Genomic DNA, 24,816 nt, shown 5'->3' on the forward strand with positions numbered 1-24,816 from the left:
ATTTAGTATATACTGTTTAAGATCAACATCTTGTGATGCGAATGATGAAAACAATATTAGAATACCATATATAGTAAAGGGGAATCATTATGTTTGTAATTAAAAAAGATGGTACACAGGAAGAATTTAATGTAAATAAGATTATAGCAGCTGTCAATAAGTCTGCAGAACGTATCTTGTATAATTTTGATGATGAAGAGATTCAGTTTATCTGTAAATTTGCAAAAGAGCGTGCCAATAAAATGAACAGGGATGGAATTACTATCCAGGAAATGCACAATATAGTTGAAGGAGCACTGGAACAGGTGAACCCAAGTGTTGCCAAAAGCTACCGGGATTACCGTAATTACAAACTGGACTTCATACATATGATGGATGATGTCTATACCAAGAGCCAGTCAATCCGTTATATCGGTGATAAGAGCAATGCCAATACGGACAGCGCATTGGTAGCTACCAAGAGAAGTCTGATCTTTAATGAATTGAACAAAAATCTATACCGCAAATTTTTTATGACAAGAAGTGAATTGCAGGCATGCAAGGACGGATACATCTATATCCACGATCAGTCAGCAAGGTTAGACACCATGAACTGCTGTCTGTTTGATGTGGCAACGGTGTTAAAAGACGGGTTTGAAATGGGAAACGTTTGGTATAATGAGCCAAAGACCCTGGATACTGCATTCGATGTTATGGGCGATATTATTCTGAGTACCGCTGCGCAGCAGTATGGCGGATTTACCGTTCCGGAAGTAGATAAAGTGCTGGGCCCTTATGCAAATAAAAGCTATGAGAAATATAAAAAAGAGTTTTTAAGTTACGCAGATCCGTCTTGGCAGGGATATGAGGAAAAAGCAGAAGTTTATGCTGCAGACAAGGTAAAGCGTGATTTTGACCAGGGATGGCAGGGAATAGAATATAAGCTGAACACAGTGGGATCTTCACGTGGAGACTATCCGTTTGTTACCGTTACCATGGGACTTGGCGAGGGGCGTTTTGAACAAATGTGCAATATATCGCTGCTTAACGTACACAAAGAAGGACAGGGAAAACCTGGAAACAAAAAACCGGTATTATTCCCGAAAATTGTTTTCCTCTATGATGAAAATCTTCACGGGCCAGGGAAAGTCTGTGAAGAAGTATTCGAATCCGGAATTGAATGTTCTGCTAAAACAATGTATCCCGACTGGCTTTCCATGACCGGAAAAGGTTATATATCCAGTATGTACAAACAGTATGGCAGAGTTATCAGCCCTATGGGGTGCAGGGCATTTTTAAGCCCCTGGTATGAAAAAGGCGGGATGTATCCTGCTTCGGAACAGGACAAACCTGTATTTACGGGACGTTTTAATGTAGGTGCAGTCAGCCTCCATTTGCCTATGATTCTTGCAAAATCAAGAGCAGAAAGCAGGGATTTCTATGAGGTTCTGAATTATTATCTGGAAATGATCCGAAGCCTTCATATCCGGACCTATGAGTATCTGGGAGAAATGAAAGCTTCTACGAACCCGCTGGGTTATTGTGAAGGCGGATTTTATGGGGGAAGCTTAAAGCCAACAGATAAGATTAAGAAGATTTTAAAACCGATGACCGCATCCTTTGGCATTACGGCATTAAACGAACTTCAGCAGCTTTACAATGGAAAATCCATCGCCGAAGACGGTGCATTTGCATTGGAAGTCTTAGAGTATATTAATAAAAAAGTTACGGAATTTAAAGAAGCAGACGGTTATCTGTATGCAATCTACGGTACTCCTGCTGAGAGCCTCTGCGGACTTCAGGTAGAGCAGTTCCGCAAACAGTTTGGGATTGTGGAAAATGTATCTGACCGCCCTTATGTAAGCAACAGTTTCCATTGTCACGTAACAGAGGATCTGACACCGATTGAAAAGCAGGATCTGGAAGGACGGTTCTGGGAGCTATGCAATGGCGGTAAAATACAGTATGTCCGTTATCCGATTGATTACAACAGGGATGCTATTAAAAGCCTGATCAGAAGAGCAATGGATCTGGGATATTACGAGGGTGTCAATTTATCTCTGGCATATTGTGATGACTGTGGCCATCAGGAGTTAGAAATGGATATCTGTCCTATCTGCGGAAGTACTAATCTGACGAAAATAGACAGAATGAATGGCTATCTGTCCTACAGCCGTGTACATGGTGATACCAGGCTGAATGAAGCTAAGATGGCGGAAATTGCAGAAAGAAAGAGTATGTAAAAAGCAGGAGGAACAAGGATGTCAAACAGAGTAGAAAAAGCTTTAGAAAACCATAAAAAAGGGATGAATTGCTGTCAGGCAGTTGTTTGTGCATTTGCAGATGCAGTAGATACAGACGAAAAATTACTGTTTATGGCAGGAGAAGGATTCGGAGCCGGTATGGGTGGTATGGAATGTACCTGCGGAGCCGTATCCGCAGCGGTTATGCTGGCTGGAATGAAAAACAGCGGGGGTGACATGTCCAATCCCACTACCAAGGGAAAAACCTATGGCTTTTCCAAAGCAATCGTAAAAGAATTTGAAGCTAAAAATGGTTCTGTAGTCTGTAAGGATCTAAAAGGCCTGGAAACGAAAAAGGTTCTGCGTTCCTGTGACGGCTGTATCGAAGATGCAGCCAGAATTGCAGAAAAAGTGTTAGGACTATAGGAGAGAGCAGATGTCGGAACAATTAGTCAGAACAGAACTGCTTCTTGGAAAAGAAGGGGCAGACCGTCTTTTAAACAGCCGGGTAGCAGTATTTGGAGTGGGCGGAGTGGGTGGATTTGCTATTGAAGCACTTGCCAGAAGCGGCGTGGGTACCCTGGACATTATCGACAATGACCAGGTGTGTGAATCCAATCTAAACCGTCAGATTATCGCACTGCACAGTACTATCGGTATGAATAAAGTAGATGTGATGAAAGAGCGGATTGCGGATATTAATCCTGAAATCCGGGTGAATGTACATCGCTGCTTTTACCTGCCGGAAAATGCTGACAGCTTTGATTTTACCTTATATGACTATATCATAGATGCAATTGATACCGTAACCGGAAAAATACAGCTGGTAATGCAGGCGCAGGCGGCAGGCACGCCAATCATAAGCTGCATGGGTGCAGGCAACAAACTGGACCCGGCACGTTTTGAAGTAGCGGATATATATAAAACAAGTGTATGCCCCCTTGCAAAGGTGATGCGCAAGGAATTAAAGGCAAGAGGCGTTAAGTCTTTAAAAGTGGTGTATTCCAGAGAAGAAGCCAGTAAACCTGCGCAAACCATTGCAGAAGGCAACCGCAGGGCGATTCCTGGGAGTATTGCCTTCGTACCTTCAGTGGCAGGGTTGATCCTGGCAGGGGAAGTCGTAAAAGATCTGGTTAACCCCTCTAAGACAATTTCATCCAAGTGATAGAAGGATATAGATATGTTTGGTGAATGTCATGCCCATATGCTGATGAATGGGTATAATTATAAAGAAGCAGTAAATTGTCACAGCAAGTGCGTATGTAAGGAGCTTGTTCGCAGTTATTTTCAGGAATATGTAAGACGGGATGTAACGTTTATCCGGGACGGCGGAGATGCTCTGGGTGTGTCCCGCTACGCAAAAGAAATCTCCGGTGAATACGGGGTGGATTACCGGACTCCTGTTTTTGCGATTCATAAGAATGGATATTATGGCGGCATTGTAGGCAGGGGATTTGATACCATGACAGAATACCGGGGGCTGGTGCAGGAGGTAAAGGCATCAGGCGGGGATTTTATTAAAATAATGGTTTCCGGAATCGTGGATTTCAAGAAGTTCGGTGTGATTACCGGCTCCTGCCTGAAACGGCATGAAATACGGGAAATGATACATATTGCTCATGAAGAAGGCTTTGCAGTCATGGTACATGTAAATGGCAGACAGGCATTTCTGGATTCCGTAGAGTGCGGGGCGGACAGTGTGGAGCATGGGAATTTTATTGATGGGGAATGTATCGATGCCCTTTTGGAAAATAAATCCGTGTGGGTGCCTACCTTAGTAACCATTAGAAATCTACTGGGATGCAAAAGGTATGAAGATGTCACTGTAAAGAAAATCTATGATCTGTCAGCGCAAAATGTGAAGTCTGCATTTTTAAAGGGAGCTTTTCTGGCGCTTGGCAGTGACGCAGGTGCTTATATGGTATCTCATGGAGCCGGAATCTATGATGAGTATCAGGCGTTTAGAGAAATTCTGTCTGATTATGAGACACAGGAAGTAGATCGCCGGCTGTACACAGGAGAAAGTCAAATCAGAAATAGATTTCATTTTTAAAAAAGCAGCTTTCCGGATATTGGACCCGGAAAGCTGCTTTTTAAAAAGTAACCATACATAAAAAGTGAAAATTGAGAAATCCTATCAGTAAAGCTCTAATGCGGATTTTTCTCAATAAGGGGTATTGTATATTTATGTAAAATAGATTATGATACCTGTAGTTAGCAACGACTAACCCGAAAAATACAAATATGAGGAGGTTCACAATGAGTGTTGTAATAATTGGTGGAAATGAAAGAATGGTCTGTCAGTATAAAGAAATTTGTAAAGCCCATAATTTTAAAGCAAAGGTATTTGCAAAGATGGCAGCTGATTTAAAAAGCAAGATTGGAAAGCCGGATCTGATTATCCTCTTCACATCGACTGTTTCGCATAAGATGGTACATTGTGCCATACAGGAAGCAAACAGAAACAATATCGCTGTGGAGCGTTCTCATTCCAGCAGTGCCAGTGCATTGAAGGAAATATTAGGAGGGTTTACATGCCAGCAGAATTAATTCTTGACTATTTATCCAGCAGCAGTGCATGGGAGCAGCTTTGTTTTCAGGTGGTATTTCAATGTGCACCGGTTTTAAAGGGTGTTAAAGCATCTAATCTGATTACGCTTCCCAAAGGAATGTGGCTGCATCTTTTTAACATATTAAAGGATACTGACATTTCCTGTAAGATTTTATATACAGGAAGTAAAAACGAGGTAATCTTTCTATACCGCGAAGACAGGCTTAACACAATTTTAGAGGATAAAAAAGCCTGGGATTTTGTACAAAGCTACGGATATGCAGATATGGGTATGCCGGAAATTTTAAAAAGACTGCGCAGCAGATATGAATTATTTATGCGCAGGACCGGGGATTTTCCGCATGAGCTTGGTATCTTCCTGCAATATCCCATTGAAGATGTAAAGGCATTTATTCAAAATGGCGGAAAGAACAGCTTATTGTCCGGTTATTGGAAAGTTTACCATAATCCAATGCAGGCAGCACAGGTATTTCGGACTTACGATGAGGTGCGGGATCATGCTGCAAGCGAATTTATGAAGCATAAAAGTATACGACAGGTGGTATGCTAGCACAGATACGTGTTTGGAAAATGCAGACAGAAAGAAGGAGAATATAATGAAGACAATTAAAGTGGTATATTGGAGCGGAACAGGCAATACACAGGCAATGGCACAGGCGATTGCAGAAGGTGTTGAAAAGGGAGAAGCAAAAGCGGATCTTCTGGATGTGGATACAATTAAGGCAGATGATCTGAAGGATGACAGCATATTTGCAATGGGCTGCCCGGCAATGGGGGATGAAGTGCTGGAAGAAGGAAGCATGGAGCCTTTTATGGAAGAACTGGAGAGCAATTTGTCCGGTAAACAGGTTGCTCTCTTTGGTTCTTACGGATGGGGCGACGGCCAGTGGATGCGTGACTGGGAAGAACGTGTTACCGAAAAAGGCGGAAAGCTGGTTGAGGGCAAAGGGCTGATGTGCTGTGAAGAGCCGGATGACCAGGTATTAGAAGACTGCCGCAAGTTAGGTGAAAAGCTTGCAAAATTGTAATCAGGTTGAAAACTGGGCATATTTTTTTGGTGATATGCCCACTGCTTTTGTAAATGATTTTAAAAAATTACTGTAATCGTTAAAACCACATTGCTCACAAGCCTCACTGACGGTACAGCCGTCAGTCAGCAGAGCCTTGGCAATGGTGATCCGCTTCGCCGTAATATATTTATTTATGGTAGTTCCCGTTGCCGATTTAAAAATGCGGCAGATATAAGAAGGACTTAAAAAAAACTGCTCTGACAATTCATCAATTGTGAGAGGGTTTTTTATATTCTGGTTAATGTAGGTTAAAATCTGGTCTACCTGCTGATGATAGGTAGGCGTCTCGTCGGATAATTCTTTTCTCTGGTTCTTGTAAAATACCTTGTTCAAAAATACCATCAGTTCAATAAAAGCACAGCGTTCGGTCAGATCAGAGCCAAAACCATCTGTCTGGCAGATTTTATGGATAAAATATAAAAATCGTTTTTGTTCTTCTTCGTTCAGGCTGAGTTTATGATCCGTACCCGGATTGCGGCAGGAAAAACAATGATTTAAATCGGTCTGGTCAGAAGAGAGCCTTTTTAGAAAATCCGGATAAATGGAAAGGACAACCCGTTCGTGGACCTCAGAATCAATCTGGGTCAGATGATGGCTTTCGTATTGGTTAATGAAAAAAATATCTCCCGGCTGAATGGAGTAGAAACGGTTATCGATTAAAAACTGTTTGCCTCCGGAAACTGAGAAATAGATCTCATAACAGTTATGAATATGCATCTTCATCGGTTTTTCTTCGTTATATAGATGGGCTATGGAGAAATACTGCCTCTCCAGACAGGATTCAATGGCTGCTTTGCAGGAACTGTATTCTTTCATTTCAAAACCTCCCTTAAAATAGAGTACCTCTTTTTCCTTACTATACAGGAAAAGTTCAAAATTTGCAATATTTAGATCAAAAAACAACAGGAAAGAGTAATAATGATATGTTATGATTGTTTCATAAGAGAAATTTATAATTCCGGTAAGGTAAAAGAAAGGATAGTTGACATGGAACTTAGAACAGCAGCATCCCCAAGAGATGTAAAACATTATACAACAGACCGTTTAAGAGAGGAATTTTTAATTCAGGATTTATTTGTTCCCGGAAAAATGAAAATGGTATACAGCCATATTGACCGTATTATTACAGGAGCGGCAGTTCCGGTGGAACCGGTTATGCTCACAGCGGGAGAGGAATTAAGAGCCGATTATTTTTTACAGCGAAGAGAAATGGGTGTGATTAACATTGGAGCGCCGGGAAAGATAACGGTAGACGGCAAAGTATTTCATATCATGGAAAAAGAAGGAATGTATATCGGTATGGGTGCAAAGGATATCACTTTTGAGAGTGACGATGCAGACGTACCGGCTAAGTTTTATTTTAACAGTGCACCGGCACACACTGCATATCCCACAGTACATATTAAGCCTGAGGGAGAAGCCAGTGAAGGTGTTGTAATTGTAAAAAATGAAAATAAAGTGGAGCTGGGGTCTCTTGAAGAGGCAAACCACCGCACGATCTGTAAGTATATTCTGCCGGGGCAGGTAGAAAGCTGCCAGTTGGTAATGGGAATGACAAAACTGGAACCGGGCAGTGTGTGGAATACCATGCCCTGCCATACCCATGACAGACGTATGGAAGTGTATCTGTATTTTGATATGCCGGAAGATGCATTTGTAATGCATTACATGGGAGAGCCAACGGAGACAAGACATATCGTAATGCGCAGTGAAGAAGCAGTTATTTCTCCAAGCTGGTCCATTCATTCCGGATGTGGTTCCAGAGCCTATACCTTTATCTGGGGAATGGTTGGAGAGAATCAGGACTTTGATGATATGGACGGCGTGGCCAACAGAGATATCCGGTAACGTGGAGTCCTGTTTCGTGCAGTATATTTAACAGAGAACGTGGGAAGCGTTTCCCATTAGAATAGAGGAGAATCAAATGAATATTTTAAATACATTTTCATTAGAAGGTAAAGTGGCGCTGGTAACAGGAGCGGCATACGGAATCGGATTTGCAATGGCAGAGGCTTTTGCTCAGTCAGGGGCAAAAATTGCATTTAACTGCAGAGGACAGGAGCATATGGATAAAGCTCTTGCTGATTATAAAGAAAAAGGAATTGACGCACATGGCTATATCTGCGATGTTACAGATGAAAAGCAGGTACAGCAGATGGTAGCAGACATTGAAGAAGAACTGGGAACCGTTGATATTCTGGTGAATAACGCTGGCATCATTAAGCGGGTTCCAATGTGTGATATGAGTGTGGATGAATTCAGACAGGTTATCGATATTGACTTGAATGCACCATTTATTATGTCAAAAGCTGTGATCCCTGCTATGATCAAAAAAGGTCATGGAAAAATTATCAATATTTGTTCTATGATGAGTGAACTGGGGCGGGAAACTGTCTCTGCTTATGCAGCAGCAAAAGGCGGACTGAAGATGCTTACTAAAAATATTGCCTCTGAATACGGTGAATATAATATTCAGTGTAACGGCATAGGACCAGGTTATATTGCAACACCTCAGACCGCACCGCTTCGCGAACTTTCCGAAGACGGCAGCAGACATCCTTTTGACCAGTTTATTATTTCCAAGACACCTCAGGCACGTTGGGGAACCCCGGAAGACTTAATGGGACCGGCAGTATTTTTAGCATCGGATGCATCAAATTTTGTAAATGGGCATGTACTGTATGTTGACGGCGGAATTTTAGCATACATAGGAAAACAGCCGAAATAAGAATAGATAAGGAGTAAACTTAGATGAAAATAGCATTAATCAATGAAAACAGCCAGGCAGCAAAAAATGCCATGATTTGCGATACCTTAAAAAAAGTTACAGAGCCTATGGGACATGAAGTTTATAATTATGGGATGTACAGTGACAAGGATCCACATCAGCTGACATACGTGCAGAATGGTATTCTTGCAGCAGTTTTGTTAAATTCAGGAGCAGCAGATTATGTAATTACAGGCTGTGGAACGGGAGAAGGCGCAATGCTGGCATGCAATGCATTTCCAGGCGTACTTTGCGGACATATCGTGGATGTTTCCGATGCATATATGTTTGCACAGATCAATGACGGTAATGCCATTGCGCTGCCATTTGCAAAAGGTTTTGGCTGGGGGGCGGAATTAAATCTCCAGTATATTTTTGAAAAATTATTCGAAGGGGAAAGCGGACAGGGCTACCCAAGAGAGCGTGCGGTACCGGAACAGCGGAATAAAAAAATCCTGGACGAAGTTAAAAAGGTCACTCATACCGGTATGACAGACATTCTTAAGAATCTGGATCAGGAGTTAGTAAAAGGCGCTTTAAGCGGAGATAAATTCCAGGAATATTTCTTTGCAAACTGCAAGTGTGATAAAATCGCAGATTGTGTAAAGACAATTCTGGCATAACAAAAGGAGCAGCAATATGCTAAGTATTAAAGTATTGGACAGGGATGATAAAACAATAGCAGTCAGCCGGGGAGAAGAGGAAGTGAACCTGGTGTGTGCAAGAGAGTACAGGGAAGGCGACCGTATTATCCTGGAAGTGGATTGTGAACAGGGATATCTGTGGCTGCAGGTGGATGATGCTCTCGGCAAGTCCCTGGTGTACGTGACGGGAAATGTGGCATTCACTATTCCGTTCGGGGAAAAAAGAATCAGCTATTCACCAAAAGCATTTTACGGAACAAAGCACCTGATTACAGCCAGAACTGCAAAAGATTATGAGGTTAAAGCTTATCGCAATCTGGCATATAATATTAATGACCAGCATGGGGATACCAATTGTTATCCTCATGCCACGGCTAACGTGGAGACCAGAGGGGAGGCTGTTTTTGCAGCCAGAAACGCAATTGATGGAGTGACGGTAAACAGCAGTCATGGGGAATGGCCCTATGAGTCCTGGGGAATCAACAGACAGGATGATGCGGTTATGAGAATTGATTTTGGACGTACTGTAGAGGTTGATCAGGTGGTGCTTTACACCAGAGCGGACTTCCCCCATGATAACTGGTGGAAAAAAGCAGTCCTCACTTTCTCAGATGGAAGTACTCTGGAATTAGACATGAAAAAAAGCGCTTTGCCCCATATAAAAGCTTTCGAGAAAAAACAGATTAACTGGGTTGAAATCAGCCAGTTAATAAAATCAAAAGAGCCATCGCCATTTCCGGCGCTGACCCAGATGGAAGTATACGGTACAGACCTTCTATAATAGCCTGCCCGCATAAGCAGAAGGCGTCTTGCCGGTCTCATTTTTGAAAACCCGGCTGAAATACCTGGCGTCCTCATAGCCTGCGGCGGCAGCTATGGATTTAATATCTGCATCGATGTCTTTTTTTAAAAGCTGCTTTGCATGTTCCATGCGAAGATTAGTCATATACTGCAGCGGCGAAATGCCGCTGTTTTTTTTGTATATACGGTTAATATAAGAAGAAGTATAGCCAAAGCGTTCGGACAGGTCATTTAGTGAAATCTTACAGTTGAAATTATCTTCAATATATTTTTTCAGATTCTCATAAAGGGAGTCTGCATTCATCCCCGGGGTATGTTGCCGGATGATTTCCATTAGCGATGAAGAGACGTCTGCACAGAGAGCCTCCGGGTCTTTGTATGTATAGAACCTGCATAGTATCTGTGACATATAATTCCGGCATATATTTTCTTCTACGTGAAATAAGGATGGAAGCGCATGATAAATTTCATACAAAAAGGAATCTGTGTATGCAGCAGGAGCGTGAAGTTTGTGGTATTCAAAAATGCCGTCTTTTGTATATTTTAAAAGCTGTGTCGAAGTGCTAATCTGATGCAGGTATGCACTTAAATTCTTTTGCAGGTTCTGTACCTGCGAAAAATCCGGCAGCGTATCACTGATGCAGCAGTAGCCCCTGGAAAAAGAGGGAACTGTAGTTTCATAGAAATGGCGGATCAGCTTTGCCGTATTCCAGATCTCGCTGCATGGAATCAGGGTAGGGCATACTTCTATGTGAAACGGAACATCAGATACAGCAGAAGCCATATAGCGGTAAAGAGCCAGGGCAAAGTGTTCTGGTGTAAAGGAAGCATTTGTTGTATAAATAATGACGAATTTCTGGAGGCTGTAAGTTTCATCGATCAGCCAGGCATGCTCCAGCTTCTGCCTGCCTTTTAAAAATCCAGGGATATCAAAATCATCCCAAAGGATCTGGTAATCCCGGCTGATCTGAGGTGAAGTAAACTGGGAAGGCTTGCTGCCAAGACTGATTAGTGCCAGTATAAAACGGCCTTCATGAAAATAATAAGGCCAGCAGGCACTTTCTTCATCACCCTTTAAGGTCATTGAAAGAATATTGCGTTCTTTAGAGTGTCTTTCCAGCTGTATTTTTTGAGCCAGGCGGGTCAGAAGCTCTTTTAAGTCTTCCTGTGACACCGGTTTTAATATGTAATCCTCCACATTGTATTTTATTGCCGTTCTGGCATATTCAAAATTGCTGTAACCACTTAAAATCACAATATGGATTCCGGGATAGCGCTCCCGCACCTGGCAGATTAATTCCAGACCGTTAATTCCCGGCATTTCAATATCAGTAATTAAAATATCCGGCTGTGACACTGCCAGTAGTGCCAATGTTTCATTTCCGCTTTGTGCCTTGCCGATTACAGAAACAGATTCAGAAGAATTTTCCACTTTTTTGACTATATTATTCAGAATGATCGGTTCATCTTCCGTTACAATTACGGTTATTGTCGCATTCGTACTCATTTATATTCCCTCCTATTTTAATGAAAGCTCCCTGGTCTGTATTTTTGATCTCAAATACAAACAGATTGCTGTAAAACAGCTTTAGCCGCAGATATATATTGGCGATACCCATCCCGTTTATTGTCAGTTCGGGATAATTTTCTTCTTTGTTCAGGCTTTCGATTTTCTGATTTACCTGGTTGATTGCCTCATCCGTAAATCCGTTCCCGTTATCCCTGATTTCGGTATACCAGTAATTTTCTTCCAGCCAGGAATGAATCTCTATCTGCAGTGTTTTTCCGTCCTCTCTGGAATATTTTACACTGTTTTCTACCAATGGCTGAATAATCAGGCGGGGGATAGGCAGAAAGCAGAGCCCCGGTTCAATGTGATAATCAAAGGAAATTTTGTCACCAAACCGGATAGACATCAGGTCAGTGTAATTGCGCGTATGTTTTAATTCCTGTTCAAAGGTCGTGTTTTTGGAATAATCTTCGGTTATATAACGCAGCATCTGAGTTAGCTTGATACACATATCAGCTACCTGCATATCATCGTGCTCTTCCGCCATAATGGAGATAATAGTCAGGGAGTTGTATAGAAAATGTGAATCCATCTGTGCCTGCAGTGCCATAATCTGAGCGTGGACAGATAAAGTCTTGGATTTTACAATATCGTCCAGGGATTCTTTTAAACGGACCTGCATCCGGTTATATGCATCGCTTAACAGTTCCAGTTCATTTAAGTTGCTGTCGGGCACATAAGCGGATTCTTCTGAAATGGAGTCCAGTTCCAGATGGGAGATGCTGTCTTTTAAGCGTATGATGGGTCTGGTAATACTCTGGGCTACCCGGTAAGATATTGTCGTCAGCAGTAAAAGTGACACGGCTGCAATCAGGATACCAATGTTACGGTAAAAATGCTGATTGGTGAGGATATAAGAATTGGGAGTAATCAAAAGGGTAGTGAATCCCGTGAAATCAGAAGTATGCGTAGTAACAATCTCACGTTCTTTCGTATTTGGATTTATAAAGCTGGTTTCATTTTTGAAATCCAGTGAAATATAATGGTTAAGCAGCTTCTGATCCAGGTCATAGGGATAGATTAACTTTTTGTTTTTATCAAATATCAGAACTGTTTCCGCATGACGGTTAAAAGAATAAATGGTGTCAGAAATTACCCGGTCCAGTGTATTGTAATTAATCTGTATTTCTATGACGGCCTTTGGGATAGTCAATGCATAACGTCCAAAGCAGCGGAGCATGGAAATGGTGTGGACATCCTTGTCAATCTTATAAATGGTACCGCTGTCGGTAGGCATTATATTTTTTGCCCCATTTAAGTCAATGGTAGGCTGTATTAAATCTTGTTTTATGCTGGAAGTAAGTTCATAAGGCTGATAGTCATAACGCTGGCCAAATGTAATCAGATGATTATCTTCCAGATTCAGGATATTCATGTGGAAAAATTCAAAATCATAACCGCATATTGTGTAAATGGTATTCTGAAATGCCCGGTCAAATGCCAGTTTGCGCCGGGCAGCATTTTCAAAAACATATTCCCGCACTACATCAGATTCCAGCATCTTCTTTTGGAGGACATTTATATTGTCAAAAGTCTGCTCAATCTGATGGGATATAATTTTTGTACTTTGCCTGGAGGTTGCCGTATAGTTTTTCACAAAAGTATTGTAAGAAACAAAATAATACAGAAAGCTGGTAAATAGAGTCAGTAATAAAATAATTGACCCATAGGATAAAAAAATCTTGGTTTTAATAGAAGAAAATAAGTTGGCCTTCATAAGGGTGTCCTCACTGTGTAAATTGTATAGTAAATATGTAAATATAATCTGCTCTTTGTTAATATAACACATAGAGACAAGGATGGAAAGAGAGAAAACGGTACTGATGGGTGGACAATCCGGACATATTATTGACTTTTTTTAAAATACGCTTATAATTACAACTAAATATTCTTTTATTGTATAAGGAGGGAAAACAGATGCAGACAAAGGTAACCCGGAAAGAAGCACTGGAATTATTAAAAAAATATAATCAGGAACCATTTCATATGGTTCACGCGCTCACGGTAGAAGGAGTAATGAGATGGTATGCCAAAGAACTGGGGTATGGAGACGAGGCAGATTTTTGGGGAATGGCAGGTTTGCTGCATGATATTGATTTTGAAAAATATCCGGAAGAACATTGTATAAAAGCACCGGATTTATTAAAGGAGATTGAGGCAGAGGAAGAGCTGATTCATGCAATTTGCAGCCATGGTTATGGAATTGTGGTGGATGTAAAACCAGTGCATGAGATGGAAAAGGTACTGTTTGCTGCCGATGAACTGACAGGACTGATTGGTGCGGCAGCGCGCATGCGTCCGTCTAAGAGTGTTATGGATATGGAAGTATCCAGCCTGAAAAAGAAATTTAAGGATAAGAAATTTGCTGCAGGCTGTTCCAGGGATATTATTAGAACAGGAGCAGAACAGCTGGGCTGGGATCTGGATAAGTTATTTGAAATGACAATTCTGGCAATGCGTAATTGTGAAAAAGAAGTTTGTGAAGAAATAAAATAAATTTCTTTCCTGGTTGCCCCGGCAGCGGGGCTTTATTGGAACGTCAGATGCAAACTTTACGGATTTTGCAGTAAAATGCACCAGGATTTATATGCTTGGAATTTTTACAGCCGGTTTTCAGGTCGTTTCCACCAGTTATTTTCAATCCACCGGGCAGCCCATGAAGGCGTCTGTATTGTCCATGCTGCGGCAGTTAATTCTCCTGATCCCGTTTATCCTGATTATGCCTCTGTTTTTAGGATTGGATGGCATATTAATTGCAGGCCCGATGGCGGATATTATTTCCGCATTGATCGTTGCTGTATTTGCAGTTCATGAGTTGAAAAAGCTGTCAAAGAGCTGCGCAACTAACCCCGCAATTTAATAAATCTGTTACTCAAAAATTTTAGCATGAAGCGGAATCCAGATATATCATGGTTTTTTCAACATTAAAACTTGGCTGTAAATGCTCTACATATACACCTACAATCGCTCTTTTTTGATTCAGATTCAGCCAGTCATATTTAAAAAGTCCCTGACTGCCGGACATTTTCAGCGTACCGTCCAGATAGACATCCAGGTCCTGATACTGCATCCGTATTCTGACTTTTGTGAAATATAGAGGAGCCTGTACATGGATATACATTCCTGATTCTAAAAAACTCATTACCTCTCCAGGATAGCTCTCTGTTTCTGTTTCAACCGTTATTTTATGTCCGCTTTTTACCGTGGAGTAATCACTGCGGGGAGTATTTCCGATGTGATATGCAACCCGGATACAGATTACAATGCCCATAAAGTTATAGATACTCCATACCAGATTAACGACGAAGGGAATAAGCGTTATATACCCCAGGTGGAGAAATAGACCTCCTGTAATCCAGGAAAACAGGGTAATTGCCGCAATTACCATATGAGGCAGGATTACCTGTGCCTGAAAATGGGAACGGTCATCTCTCATTTCTTTGGGCGTAACGGCAAAGTTTAAACTTGCACTGAAGAATTCCCGTAAAACAGAGAGACACATGTGTGGTGCCATTGCTATTTCATAATAATGAGCCCACTTCAGACTTCTGGTATTGGATATCATAGCGTAGAAAGACGTCATCTGACCAATAAAAAACGGCAGGAAGAAAGTCAGGATTCCTGCAAGATCCGCCTGCATTGCCAGTTTGGTCGTCAGAAGAAACCATATCGGGCAAAAGGTAAAGATCAATTTGGAGAATCCGGTATACCAGTAAATGTCTCCACCCAGATAAGCCAGCTTCTGCCAGTTGCTCAGACCCTTCATGCGCAGAGGGTGGTATTCTCTGGAAGTCTGGATATTTCCCCTGCACCACCGGTCTCTCTGGATCACAAGATCAGTATAAGTGGAGGCTGTGAGTCCCAGTACCAGCACCTCATTAATAAAGACAGACTGGTAACCGGCAGCCTGTAAAAGCATGCCTACAGCCATATCTTCAGTGATCGTATTAGTAGGATACATACCAATGTCCATAATACTATCCCTTCGAAAAACAGCATTTGTGCCTACGTGGAGGACTGCACCTACGGCAGCACGTGACTCCTGGATTTCACGCATAAAAAAATCCTGTTCATTGGGAATTTCTCTTCCCAGATTACGCTGATACATGTCTTTGTTGTAATAGACTTGTGGTGTCTGTACAAAAGCTGTTTCGGCATCGGAAAAATAACCTACCGTATGTTTCAGAAAGTTTTTAGAGCAAATCATATCCGCATCCAGGACCGCAAATAATTCTCCGGAAGAGTGCAGAAGAGCATTATTCAGGTTTCCTGCTTTAGCGCCTTCATTGGATCCCCGGGTCATATAGTTGACGCCGCAGCGGGCAGCCAGTCTTTTCATATACCTGCGCTGTCCGTCATCGCAGATGTAGATATTAAGATTATCCCTTGGATAGTCCAGATTAAGGGCTGCTAAAACCGTAGTTTCCACCAGATCTTCCCCTTCATTGTAAGTACAGATAAAGATATCAACTGTGGGGATATGGCCGCCAAAGTCGTCAAGTGACTTTTTCTTAAGTTTATATTTCCTGCTTAATAGCAGCTGGGATATGAGAAACTGGGCAATTCCCAGAAGCTCCCCGCCAAGCAGCAGCACTCCTAAACACAATTCCATAATACTTGCAGTTGGAATTACGGTCACTCTCCAGATAATATAGATAAAAGTAATCATAAAATTCCACCAAACCAATATTCTGGAGCTGCATCTGTTTCGTTTAACTAGATAGGAAATTAGAAAAGAGCCGCCAACGGCAGCAAGGAAATATAAGAATCCCATTTATGAATACACCTCGTTTGGTTTTATTGATTTATTGCAGTCATTTACCTTATAGTATTACTTGGATTTTGGGAAAGTATGCAGACCTTTTTACACGATCCCAATGTATCACTATATTTTATGTACAAATGGTACAGACTTATGGTAAAATATTCCCCATAAGACCATGAACATTCATAACAGGAAATGGGGAGGTTAAGTGAAGATCTTACACAAAGCGGTAAAATGGTTTGGATCACAGGGGATTGCCAAGAAAATTCTCATTGTTCTTTTGGTAGTTTCCATTATTCCAATTTTATGTATACAGTTCATTTCTTACAAAATCAGTACGTCTACCATTAAGGCGCAGACGGGTGAACTTATACTGGCAAATCTGGAACAGTCGGCAAACAGTGTGGAAAATTTTCTGGAAACTTATGATAAGTTAATTATGAATATTTATACGGACAGTGATTATGTTACCTATCTTAAACCCATTAATACATGGGATTCCGGAGAATTTTATGCTGCAAAGCATGAGCTGGTAAACCGTCTGCAGAATATTTCATATGTAAATCCGGATATTTTGGGAATTGCGATTGTTGGATTATATGGGGATACCGTGTTTTATGACAGCGTAACGGCTTCCGGAAATGAGAACTTCTGTTTCGAAGGAGATAAAATGAGGTATAGTCCGCTGTTTCAGGAATCCATGGAGGAAAAGCACACGATTTATTCGAAAAGCTATCATAAAATGGATTCGGAATATGGGGAAAAGAACTATCTGTATATTGCCCATCAGCTTACGGATTTTAACAGTTATGGAGAAGGACCGATTGGAAGTATCATTATCTGCGTGGATGAGGCAGCTTTCGGAGAGGTGTATGCCCAGGGAAATCATACGGAGTCAAATGTTACTTTTGTAGTGAATAAAAACGGCGATATTATTTCTTATCCGGAAAAGGCTTATGTGGGAGCTAATATTTTTGAGGATGAAAAGGATGAGGACAATATCGGTCAGGCGTCAAAAGAGTATATTCAGAAAATTAAATATGAATCCAAAAAGAAACTGGAAGTCAATTTTAAAAGTATCCGGGACGGTGAATTCTATATTGTCAATGTGCAGGATTTGAATTACACCTTATCCAATGTGTGGTATATATCCGTTTTGATTATTTTAATCGGACTTTTGGTAGGAATTCTGTGTATGCTGATAGCCATTTCCTTTTCGGATATGACGGATAAATCAGTAAAAAAAATACTCCATGGGATGAATAAGGCATATAAAGGGGATTATGATGTCCGGATAGAGATGGAGGGAAATGATGAATTTGCCCAGATCTCCGAGCATTTTAATCACATGATCCAGAAAATCAAGAAATCCAATGCGATGGAGAAGGAAGCGATTGTCCGGGAAAAGAATGCGGAGATAAAATCACTGGAGGCACAGATCAATCCGCATTTCTTATATAACACGCTGGATACCATCAATTGGATGGCGATTGCCCACGAAGAGTTTACCATCAGCCGTATGCTTACAAGTCTTGCAGTGATACTGCGTTACAGCGTCCATAAGAGCAATGAGATCGTGGAACTGAGCAATGAGCTGGAATATCTGAAGAAATATGTTTATTTACAGCAGCAGCGTTTTGATTATTCTTTTCAGTGCATTCTTCATGTGGAAGAAGAAGTTCTGAATTGTAAAATACATAAGCTTTTAATACAGCCGCTGATTGAAAATACGATAGTTCATGGATTCCCGGGCAACACGGGATTTGATGAGATCAATCTTAGGATTCACAGGATTGATGATACGAATATAGAAATTGTAGTAGAAGACAATGGAAAAGGCATGGAACCGGAACTTGCAGAATTCTTTAATCACTTTGATTATCGCAAAGAGAGGATTGAATCCAGCATAGGAGTCCGTAATGTAATTACCAGAGTGAAACTCTATTATGGAGAATCGGGACATTTTCATGTTGTTTCCAGTGAAAACGGCACATCGGTAACGATTACAATTCCATATGAGTAGGGAGGATGAGAGTATGCGTATTATAGTTGTGGAAGATGAACCTAATACAAGAGAAGGTTTAATCGGGATTATCAATCGGTATACGGAGCATGAAATAATCTATACGGCGGTAAATGGGAAGGAGGGTTTGGAAAATATCAGATCCCTGAAACCGGATCTGGTCGTAACGGATATCCGGATGCCGGTTATGGACGGGCTTACGATGCTTCAGACACTTCATGATGAAGGAGAGGAGTTTCAGTCATTACTTCTGACCGGCTATTCAGAGTTTGAGTATGCACGGAAAGCCCTGAAATTAAATGTGACAGAATATATTTTAAAACCGCTTGATATTGAAGAATTCTTAAAAATACTGAAAAGAGTAGAAAATAAAATAGAAAAAACGAAGATAGAACGGGTTTCAACCAGCCAGCTTTTATGGAGTTATCTGACCGGCACAGAGGATGAAAAACACAAAATTCTGCCGGTAATAGAAGAGTCTTTACAGGTAAATAAAAAAGTGCAGATTTCTCTTTTTCTGGTGAAAGGAAGCAGTGTGGCAAGAGAAAGTACAACAGAAATGATGGAAGAGACTAATTCTGTGCTGGATGCCATGTGTATGGAAAATTACTATGTGATATTTTTGTCCCAGGATGTAGGATTTCTTGTCATAGTACTGGATACCGAGCGAAACCGCAGTTTAAAACGGATTTTTCAAATGCGGGTACTGGAGAAAATAGGGAAAATATCGGAATGTTTTTGCAGTTATACCACCATATATGGTGTGACCGGGCTGGATGAGAAGGTTCAGGATTTAAAGGAATTGATGCGCCATGCGTTTTCCTTTCCTTCCGGTACAATTTTGGATGAAGAACTGCTGGCAGGATTTCAATATGAAAATATAGAATATCCGGATTCTCTGGAACGTGCCGTGTGCAGGGAGGTGCGCAGTGGTAAAGCAGAGCGCATACAGGAACTGGGCGAACAGTTTAAGAAAGGTGTGATCCAAAGCAAGGGGCACCCGGAATGTATCAGGGAGTTTACGGTTCGGTTTACCGCAGGTCTGCTTCGGGTTGTGAATGAGCTGAAGGAGAATCTGGAAAAAGACAATGGGATTCAGTATATTGTAGGAAATATGGCTAAAAGTAATTCCAGGGAAGAGCTGGAACATCAGTTTGACAAAGTTATGAAGACACTGTCTTTAAATGAAGATGACTTGTCCGGGCTTACGGAAAACGGAATGATTCTGAATGTGATAACATTTATCCGTGAAAATTATGCCAGGGATATCACCTTATCGGAAACGGCGGCGATGTGCGGCGTAACCCCGGAGTATTTAAGTAAGATATTCTACCGGGAAATGAATGTGAATTTTGTGGCATTTTTACAGAACTTCCGTATCAGTATGGCGAAAAGGCTGTTAAGCCTTGGAAAATGTAAGATAGGAGAGGTGTCAGAAGCGGTGGGCTTTCATGATCAGAAATATTTTGTGAAAGTATTTAAGAAAATTTGTGGTGTTACGCCTTCCGATTATAAAAAGGAGATGAACAGCCAATGAAGCTAAGATGGCTATTGGGCGGTGCGGCGGCATGTGTCCTCGTTATGCTGGTTATTACTTATATTGGGTTTTCTTCCAAAAATAATAAAGGGGTAAAAGGGGAAGAGGGCACAGAGCAGATTATCCGGATTCTGGCACCTGACGAAGGCAGTGTTCATAAACAGGCGCTGGAAGAAACAGCACAGAACTATTCCCGGATCAGAGGGAATAAGCAAGTGGAAATCCAGTTCATTTCCCAGGAAAATTATCAGAAAGAAATCTGTATGAGAACGGATGAGGGAACCAATACAGACCTGATCATCTGTGAAAATACAATGATGCCTTCTTTAATTGATATGGGCATATTAGAGGATCTGACTTCTTATGTGGAAGGTAATGTAAAATTAAGATACCAGCAGAATCTCTGGACCAATGCCATCAGCGACGGGAAATACTATGGGGTACCATTTACGAATGATCCCTATGTATTGTTTTACAATAAAGACCTGATGAAAAAAGAGAGTCAGGCAGTGCCAAAAACCTGGGATGAGTTATTAAACGTATGTGATCATATCAAAGGGCTTGGAAACTATGGATTTGGATTTGCGGCAAAGCAGCCGGAGGAAGTGACATCATTTTTCATGCAGATGTTATACTCCTGTGGCGGCTCCCTTCGGGAAGTTAATGGAAGTGCAGGGAATCAGGTGTTTCAGTTTCTGCTGCAGCTAAAAAACAGAAAACAGATTTCACCGGATACCATAAACTGGAGTCAGTCAGATCTGGCACACGAATTTGCAAAAGGGCATATCGCAATGATGGCAGGAAATGCCAGCATGGCTTCCGTACTGAGAACAAGCCGCCTGGGATTCGAAGTGGGGGTTGCCGGGATGCCCTCGGGGAAAAAGGAAGCGTATTTACTTCATGGGAAGAATATCGGAATTACAAAATCTGCCGATGTAGAAGAAGCAAAAAAATTTCTGGACTATATCAGGGAGCTGGATGTTGCCAATTTTCTTACGAAAGAAATGGATTCCGTTCCGGTTCTGGTTGAAGGGGTATATGAACAGAAAAAAATAGGTCCTGGCAAAGAACTTGTATCGGATTATATGAAAAATGGAGTCACAAAAGGCGCATATGATTCCTGGTTTGACATATCCGCAGCCGTGGCAAATGGGATTTATGAAATATTGCATGAACGGAATGTAAGTGTACAGGAAATTGGTGACGCCATGCAGGATAAAGTTCGTGTAGCTATTATTGATAAATAGGATAATTTACAAATGATAATATGCAAAAATGTTGTGAAAGTGTATAAAGAAAAATGCCTTCACAACATTTTTTTGACAAAAAATGAGCAAAAAAGTATAGACGAAGATTAAAAATGTACCCCTTTTTCAAAAATGTGGAATTTTCAAAACGAAATTGGGATGATAATATATAGACAGCTTAAGAAAAGCAATGGGACATGAAAAAGTAAAAAAAAGGAGCGATGAAGTATGAAAAGAAAAAAATTGGTGAGCGTTATGATGGCATCCGCAATGGTATTAGGATTGACAGCCTGCGGTGGTTCAGGTGGTGGAACGGATTCCACGACAGCAGGTACTTCCAAGGAGACGAAAGCTGAGACAGCAGCAGGTTCTGAAACAGCTGCAGGCGATGAGACTAAGGCAGCCGGTGACACAGCTGCAAGCGGAGATGCTAAGACAATTACCTTTACTTTCCGGGATGACGGACAAGGTGAGAAAAGTGCTCTTTGGCAGTGGATTCAGGATGGATATGACAGCTGGGATAAAAAAGATTCCGTGAAACTAAATATTTCTCCGATTGTCGCAAGCGAAGGCGATTATTTCGCTAAAATAGCATTACAGCTTCAGGATCCAAGTACTTGTCCGGATTTAGTTTGTGAAGATACTTTCCAGCTTCCAAATGACGTAAGTGCAGGTTATCTTACTGATTTATCAGATTATGTAAAAGATTATACGGAATGGAACGATGGTACATACTATGAATCCATGAAGAATGGTGTTTCTAAGGATGGCAAACCATATGGTATTCCATATTGTACAGATACAAGAGGACTTTGGTATAATAAAGATATCTTCAAACAAGCAGGACTGCCGGAAGATTGGGCACCAAAGTCCTGGCAGGATGTTTTAGATGCATGCAAGACAATCAAAGAGAAAGTGCCGGATGTTGTTCCTTTCTGGTGTAACTCAGGTGTAGCTACCGGTGAAGCAACTTCCATGCAGACATATGAAATGCTCCTTTATGGAACAGGCGAAAGATTAATCGATGACAGCGGAAAATGGATCGTAAAGAGCCAGGGTATGTTAGACTCCCTTAACTTCTTAAATGACATTTACTCAAACGGATACGGCCCATCCTTATCGAAAGTATTAAATGGGCAGGCTTCCAATACCTCCGCAAGAGAATACCTGCCGCAGGGTAAACTGGCAATCTCCTTGGATGGAAGCTGGATCACAGGAAACTGGGAAGATACAGGCGCTTCACCATGGCCGGAAGCAAAAGACGTAATGGGATTTGCTCCAATGCCAACCAGCACAGGTCAGGAACCGGGAACAATTACCTTAGCAGGCGGCTGGGCATTATCCATTCCTGAAAATTCAGATGCAAAAGATATTACCTTTGAATTTATCAAACATTTAATGGATCCGTCTATTTATACAAAAGCAGTTATCGCACAGGGTAACATTGCAACCAGAACTGATGTAGCAAAAGATGCAGATTATTCTGCAAAACCATTTAAACAGATCTCAACAGATTTCCTTGCTACAGCTGAATTCAGACCTCAGAACGATCAGTACTCCACCGTTTCCACAAGTATCCAGTCCATGGTAGAAGCAGTAGTATCCGGCACGAGCCCGGAAGATGCAATTGCACAGTATGGAACAGAAGTAAAGCGTGCTGTTGGGGATGACAATACTGTTGAAAAATAGTAATTAAATGCAACGGGCGGGGTTAATCAGAATAGATTGAAACCCGCCCGGTCTTATTGAAAGGTGAAAGAGACGCTCATTTCACAAAGAAAGAAAAGGGGGCTGTGCTGATGGCTAGACCAAATAGAAAGGCAATGGTAATGGATGAAGCCAAGAAATCCATTTTGTTATTGCCGGCAATTGTACTGTTAATCGCGTTCTTTATTATTCCGATTGTATTAACTGTTTATTACTCTTTTACAAATTTAGCACTTAGTGGTTCAAATGCGGCGAATTTTCAAATAGTGGGACTGGAAAATTACATAAAAATGCTTACAGATCCAAATACCTTAATCGCCATTAAAAATACTTTGATTTTCTTAGTTGGAAGTTTAATTGGGCAGTCCGTATTAGGATTTACGATTGCCTATTTGATGAAAAATAAAGCAAAGACCTTTCGTAGTATCGTAGGTCCCTGCATCCTGGCAGGCTGGGTTATGCCTGAGATTGTTGTAGCATTATGCTGTTCCTCTTTCTTCCAGGAATCCGGTACACTCAACATGATTATGGGTGCAATACAGATTGAGCCCATCGCCTGGCTGTATCAGCATCCAATGGCTGCCGTTGTAGCTGCAAACATATGGCATGGAACTGCATTCTCTATGATGAACTTTCAGTCTGCACTGGATAATGTATCCGGAGATATCGAAGAGGCTGCAAAAGTGGACGGAGCAAACCGCAGGCAGACACTGCTTCGGATTATCGTACCCTGTATCAAAGATACCATTGCAACCAATACCATGTTAAATACCTTATCAACACTGGGCGTATTTGGATTGATCTACATTATGACTGGCGGAGGACCGGGTAATTCAACCAGTACACTTCCAATCTATATGTACAGACAGGCATTTACCAGCGGACAGATGGGTGCCGGAACAGCAATTGGTATGTTAATCTTAGTAGTTGGTATTGTCTGCAGTATCATCTATGCAAGAATATTGAAATCAGACGATTAAGGAGGGAAATTATATGCATGAAAAAACAACAAAGGGAATCCATTATGCAATCCTGAGCTGTATTGCATTGGTATTCATACTTCCACTTCTCTGGGTTGTTATCGCCTCCTTAGATACGAACGCAAGTGAGGCAATTAAGGCACCTACGCAGTGGACATTAGAGAATTACAAATCAGTACTTTCGAACAAAACGAATTTAAAAGGTTTTGGTATCGGGCTTTTCATCTCCTTTATCCAGGCAACCATCGTAGTAATTGTATCCGGGCTTGGCGCTTATGCTCTTTCAAGATACCGCTTAAGTTACCGCAAAGGGTTCATGTACGTGATCCTTTTTATGACCGCACTTCCGATGACGGCAGTTATTGTTCCTGTATACAAAATGTTTTTATCAATAGGCTTGCTAGATAGCATCTGGGGTGTTATTCTATTCCTGAGTGCTTCATCACTGCCCTATGGAATCTGGCTGATGAAAAATTTTATGGATGGCGTTCCGGTAGAGCTGGAAGAAGCCGCATGGGTAGATGGAGCAACTACCTGGCAGTCAATTCGAAAAGTAGTGGCGCCGCTTATGTTCCCGGGAATTTGTGTTGTATTTATATATACGTTCTCAGGAAGCTGGGGGAACTTCTTTATTCCCTATATCTTATTGAGTACACCTGCTAAGCAGCCTGCATCAATTCTCTTATATCAGTTCTTTGGAAATAATGGAATGGTTCAGTACGGACAGCTTGCAGCATACTCCGCAGTATATGCTTTACCCTCAATTTTACTTTATATCCTGTCTCAAAAATATATGTCAAAAGGATTTACCATGGCAGGGGCAGCAAAAGGATGATATTATACATGTGCCATACATCAGAGCCTGCTTGAAGCAGACTCTGATAAGGCACGTGATGTAGTTATAATAATGC

22 protein-coding genes and 1 pseudogene are annotated in these 24,816 nt (G+C 41.4%); 19 read left to right on the forward strand and 4 right to left on the reverse strand.

Annotation, left to right across the window (positions count from 1 at the left end):
• The first annotated feature begins 89 nt into the window (after positions 1-89).
• From nrdD to CD03_RS0130535, 7 genes are all read left to right on the forward strand, one after another.
• Positions 90-2,222, forward strand: a complete 2,133-nt coding sequence (nrdD, locus tag CD03_RS0130505; protein ID WP_330373840.1) for an anaerobic ribonucleoside-triphosphate reductase — start codon at positions 90-92, stop codon at positions 2,220-2,222.
• Between the two features lie 18 nt (positions 2,223-2,240).
• Complete coding sequence (locus tag CD03_RS0130510; RefSeq protein WP_027296856.1) at positions 2,241-2,648, forward strand: C-GCAxxG-C-C family protein; 408 nt, start codon at positions 2,241-2,243, stop codon at positions 2,646-2,648.
• 10 nt (positions 2,649-2,658) lie between these two features.
• Entirely contained in the window at positions 2,659-3,387 is a 729-nt protein-coding gene (locus CD03_RS0130515) for a tRNA threonylcarbamoyladenosine dehydratase (RefSeq protein ID WP_027296857.1), read from the forward strand.
• A 15-nt stretch (positions 3,388-3,402) separates the two neighbouring features.
• Positions 3,403-4,275 (forward strand): Xaa-Pro dipeptidase, encoded by an 873-nt coding sequence (locus CD03_RS0130520; protein WP_027296858.1) that lies wholly within the window; start codon positions 3,403-3,405, stop codon positions 4,273-4,275.
• Between the two features lie 206 nt (positions 4,276-4,481).
• A complete protein-coding gene (locus CD03_RS0130525) occupies positions 4,482-4,772 on the forward strand; it encodes a DUF2325 domain-containing protein (RefSeq protein WP_027296859.1) in 291 nt (96 codons plus the stop codon).
• Positions 4,757-5,344 carry a DUF3793 family protein gene (locus CD03_RS0130530; protein WP_027296860.1) on the forward strand — a complete coding sequence of 196 codons (588 nt, stop codon included), beginning with the start codon at positions 4,757-4,759 and terminating at the stop codon, positions 5,342-5,344. The genes CD03_RS0130525 and CD03_RS0130530 overlap by 16 nt, the downstream gene beginning before the upstream one ends.
• 46 nt (positions 5,345-5,390) lie before the next feature.
• Complete coding sequence (locus CD03_RS0130535) at positions 5,391-5,822, forward strand: flavodoxin (protein WP_027296861.1); 432 nt, start codon at positions 5,391-5,393, stop codon at positions 5,820-5,822.
• On the opposite strand, the gene CD03_RS0130540 is transcribed toward CD03_RS0130535, so the two are convergent.
• The gene (locus CD03_RS0130540) at positions 5,823-6,680 is read right to left on the reverse strand and encodes an AraC family transcriptional regulator (protein WP_027296862.1); all 858 of its coding nucleotides are present in this window, start codon (positions 6,678-6,680) and stop codon (positions 5,823-5,825) included. It lies immediately after the preceding gene.
• Positions 6,681-6,851: 171 nt separating this feature from the next.
• Here CD03_RS0130540 and kduI point away from each other — a divergent pair, with 171 nt between their 5' ends.
• From kduI to CD03_RS0130560, 4 genes are all read left to right on the forward strand, one after another.
• Entirely contained in the window at positions 6,852-7,712 is an 861-nt protein-coding gene (kduI, locus tag CD03_RS0130545) for a 5-dehydro-4-deoxy-D-glucuronate isomerase (RefSeq protein WP_027296863.1), read from the forward strand.
• A 76-nt stretch (positions 7,713-7,788) separates the two neighbouring features.
• Positions 7,789-8,592 (forward strand): gluconate 5-dehydrogenase, encoded by an 804-nt coding sequence (locus tag CD03_RS0130550; RefSeq protein WP_027296864.1) that lies wholly within the window; start codon positions 7,789-7,791, stop codon positions 8,590-8,592.
• 23 nt (positions 8,593-8,615) lie between these two features.
• A complete protein-coding gene (locus CD03_RS0130555; protein WP_027296865.1) occupies positions 8,616-9,254 on the forward strand; it encodes an RpiB/LacA/LacB family sugar-phosphate isomerase in 639 nt (212 codons plus the stop codon).
• 16 nt (positions 9,255-9,270) lie between these two features.
• On the forward strand, positions 9,271-10,056 hold the full coding sequence (locus CD03_RS0130560; protein ID WP_027296866.1) for a DUF7402 domain-containing protein: 786 nt from the start codon (positions 9,271-9,273) through the stop codon (positions 10,054-10,056).
• On the opposite strand, the gene CD03_RS0130565 is transcribed toward CD03_RS0130560, so the two are convergent.
• Both CD03_RS0130565 and CD03_RS0130570 read right to left on the reverse strand, forming a co-directional pair.
• On the reverse strand, positions 10,051-11,583 hold the full coding sequence (locus tag CD03_RS0130565; protein WP_027296867.1) for a response regulator: 1,533 nt from the start codon (positions 11,581-11,583) through the stop codon (positions 10,051-10,053). The two genes, CD03_RS0130560 and CD03_RS0130565, sit on opposite strands and share 6 nt — an antisense overlap.
• Entirely contained in the window at positions 11,540-13,363 is a 1,824-nt protein-coding gene (locus tag CD03_RS0130570) for a sensor histidine kinase (RefSeq protein ID WP_027296868.1), read from the reverse strand. Before CD03_RS0130570 ends, CD03_RS0130565 begins: the two co-directional genes overlap by 44 nt.
• Positions 13,364-13,563: 200 nt before the next feature.
• Between CD03_RS0130570 and CD03_RS0130575 the strand changes: the two genes are divergently transcribed.
• Together CD03_RS0130575 and CD03_RS0130580 are read left to right on the forward strand one after the other, a co-directional pair.
• Complete coding sequence (locus CD03_RS0130575) at positions 13,564-14,142, forward strand: HD domain-containing protein (protein ID WP_027296869.1); 579 nt, start codon at positions 13,564-13,566, stop codon at positions 14,140-14,142.
• Between the two features lie 52 nt (positions 14,143-14,194).
• Positions 14,195-14,506 (forward strand): annotated as a pseudogene (locus CD03_RS0130580) (MATE family efflux transporter); the annotation flags it as partial.
• A gap of 21 nt (positions 14,507-14,527) precedes the next feature.
• On the opposite strand, the gene CD03_RS35385 reads toward CD03_RS0130580, so the two are convergent.
• Positions 14,528-16,315: a glycosyltransferase family 2 protein gene (locus CD03_RS35385; protein WP_052378058.1), complete on the reverse strand. Its 1,788-nt coding sequence runs from the start codon at positions 16,313-16,315 to the stop codon at positions 14,528-14,530.
• 304 nt (positions 16,316-16,619) lie between these two features.
• On the opposite strand from CD03_RS35385, the gene CD03_RS0130590 reads away from it, so the two are divergent.
• The 6 genes from CD03_RS0130590 (at position 16,620) to CD03_RS0130615 (ending at position 24,740) form a co-directional block, all read left to right on the forward strand.
• Positions 16,620-18,434: a cache domain-containing sensor histidine kinase gene (locus CD03_RS0130590; protein WP_027296871.1), complete on the forward strand. Its 1,815-nt coding sequence runs from the start codon at positions 16,620-16,622 to the stop codon at positions 18,432-18,434.
• A gap of 13 nt (positions 18,435-18,447) precedes the next feature.
• The gene (locus CD03_RS0130595; protein WP_027296872.1) at positions 18,448-19,971 is read left to right on the forward strand and encodes a response regulator transcription factor; all 1,524 of its coding nucleotides are present in this window, start codon (positions 18,448-18,450) and stop codon (positions 19,969-19,971) included.
• Complete coding sequence (locus tag CD03_RS0130600; RefSeq protein ID WP_027296873.1) at positions 19,968-21,218, forward strand: ABC transporter substrate-binding protein; 1,251 nt, start codon at positions 19,968-19,970, stop codon at positions 21,216-21,218. The genes CD03_RS0130595 and CD03_RS0130600 overlap by 4 nt, the downstream gene beginning before the upstream one ends.
• A 228-nt stretch (positions 21,219-21,446) precedes the next feature.
• On the forward strand, positions 21,447-22,907 hold the full coding sequence (locus CD03_RS0130605; protein WP_027296874.1) for an extracellular solute-binding protein: 1,461 nt from the start codon (positions 21,447-21,449) through the stop codon (positions 22,905-22,907).
• 110 nt (positions 22,908-23,017) lie between these two features.
• Positions 23,018-23,905 (forward strand): carbohydrate ABC transporter permease, encoded by an 888-nt coding sequence (locus CD03_RS0130610; RefSeq protein WP_027296875.1) that lies wholly within the window; start codon positions 23,018-23,020, stop codon positions 23,903-23,905.
• A 13-nt stretch (positions 23,906-23,918) separates the two neighbouring features.
• The gene (locus CD03_RS0130615; RefSeq protein ID WP_027296876.1) at positions 23,919-24,740 is read left to right on the forward strand and encodes a carbohydrate ABC transporter permease; all 822 of its coding nucleotides are present in this window, start codon (positions 23,919-23,921) and stop codon (positions 24,738-24,740) included.
• Positions 24,741-24,816: the final 76 nt, after the last annotated feature.

It is taken from the genome of Robinsoniella sp. KNHs210 (assembly GCF_000686105.1).
Classification (GTDB): Bacteria; Bacillota; Clostridia; order Lachnospirales; family Lachnospiraceae; genus Robinsoniella; species Robinsoniella peoriensis.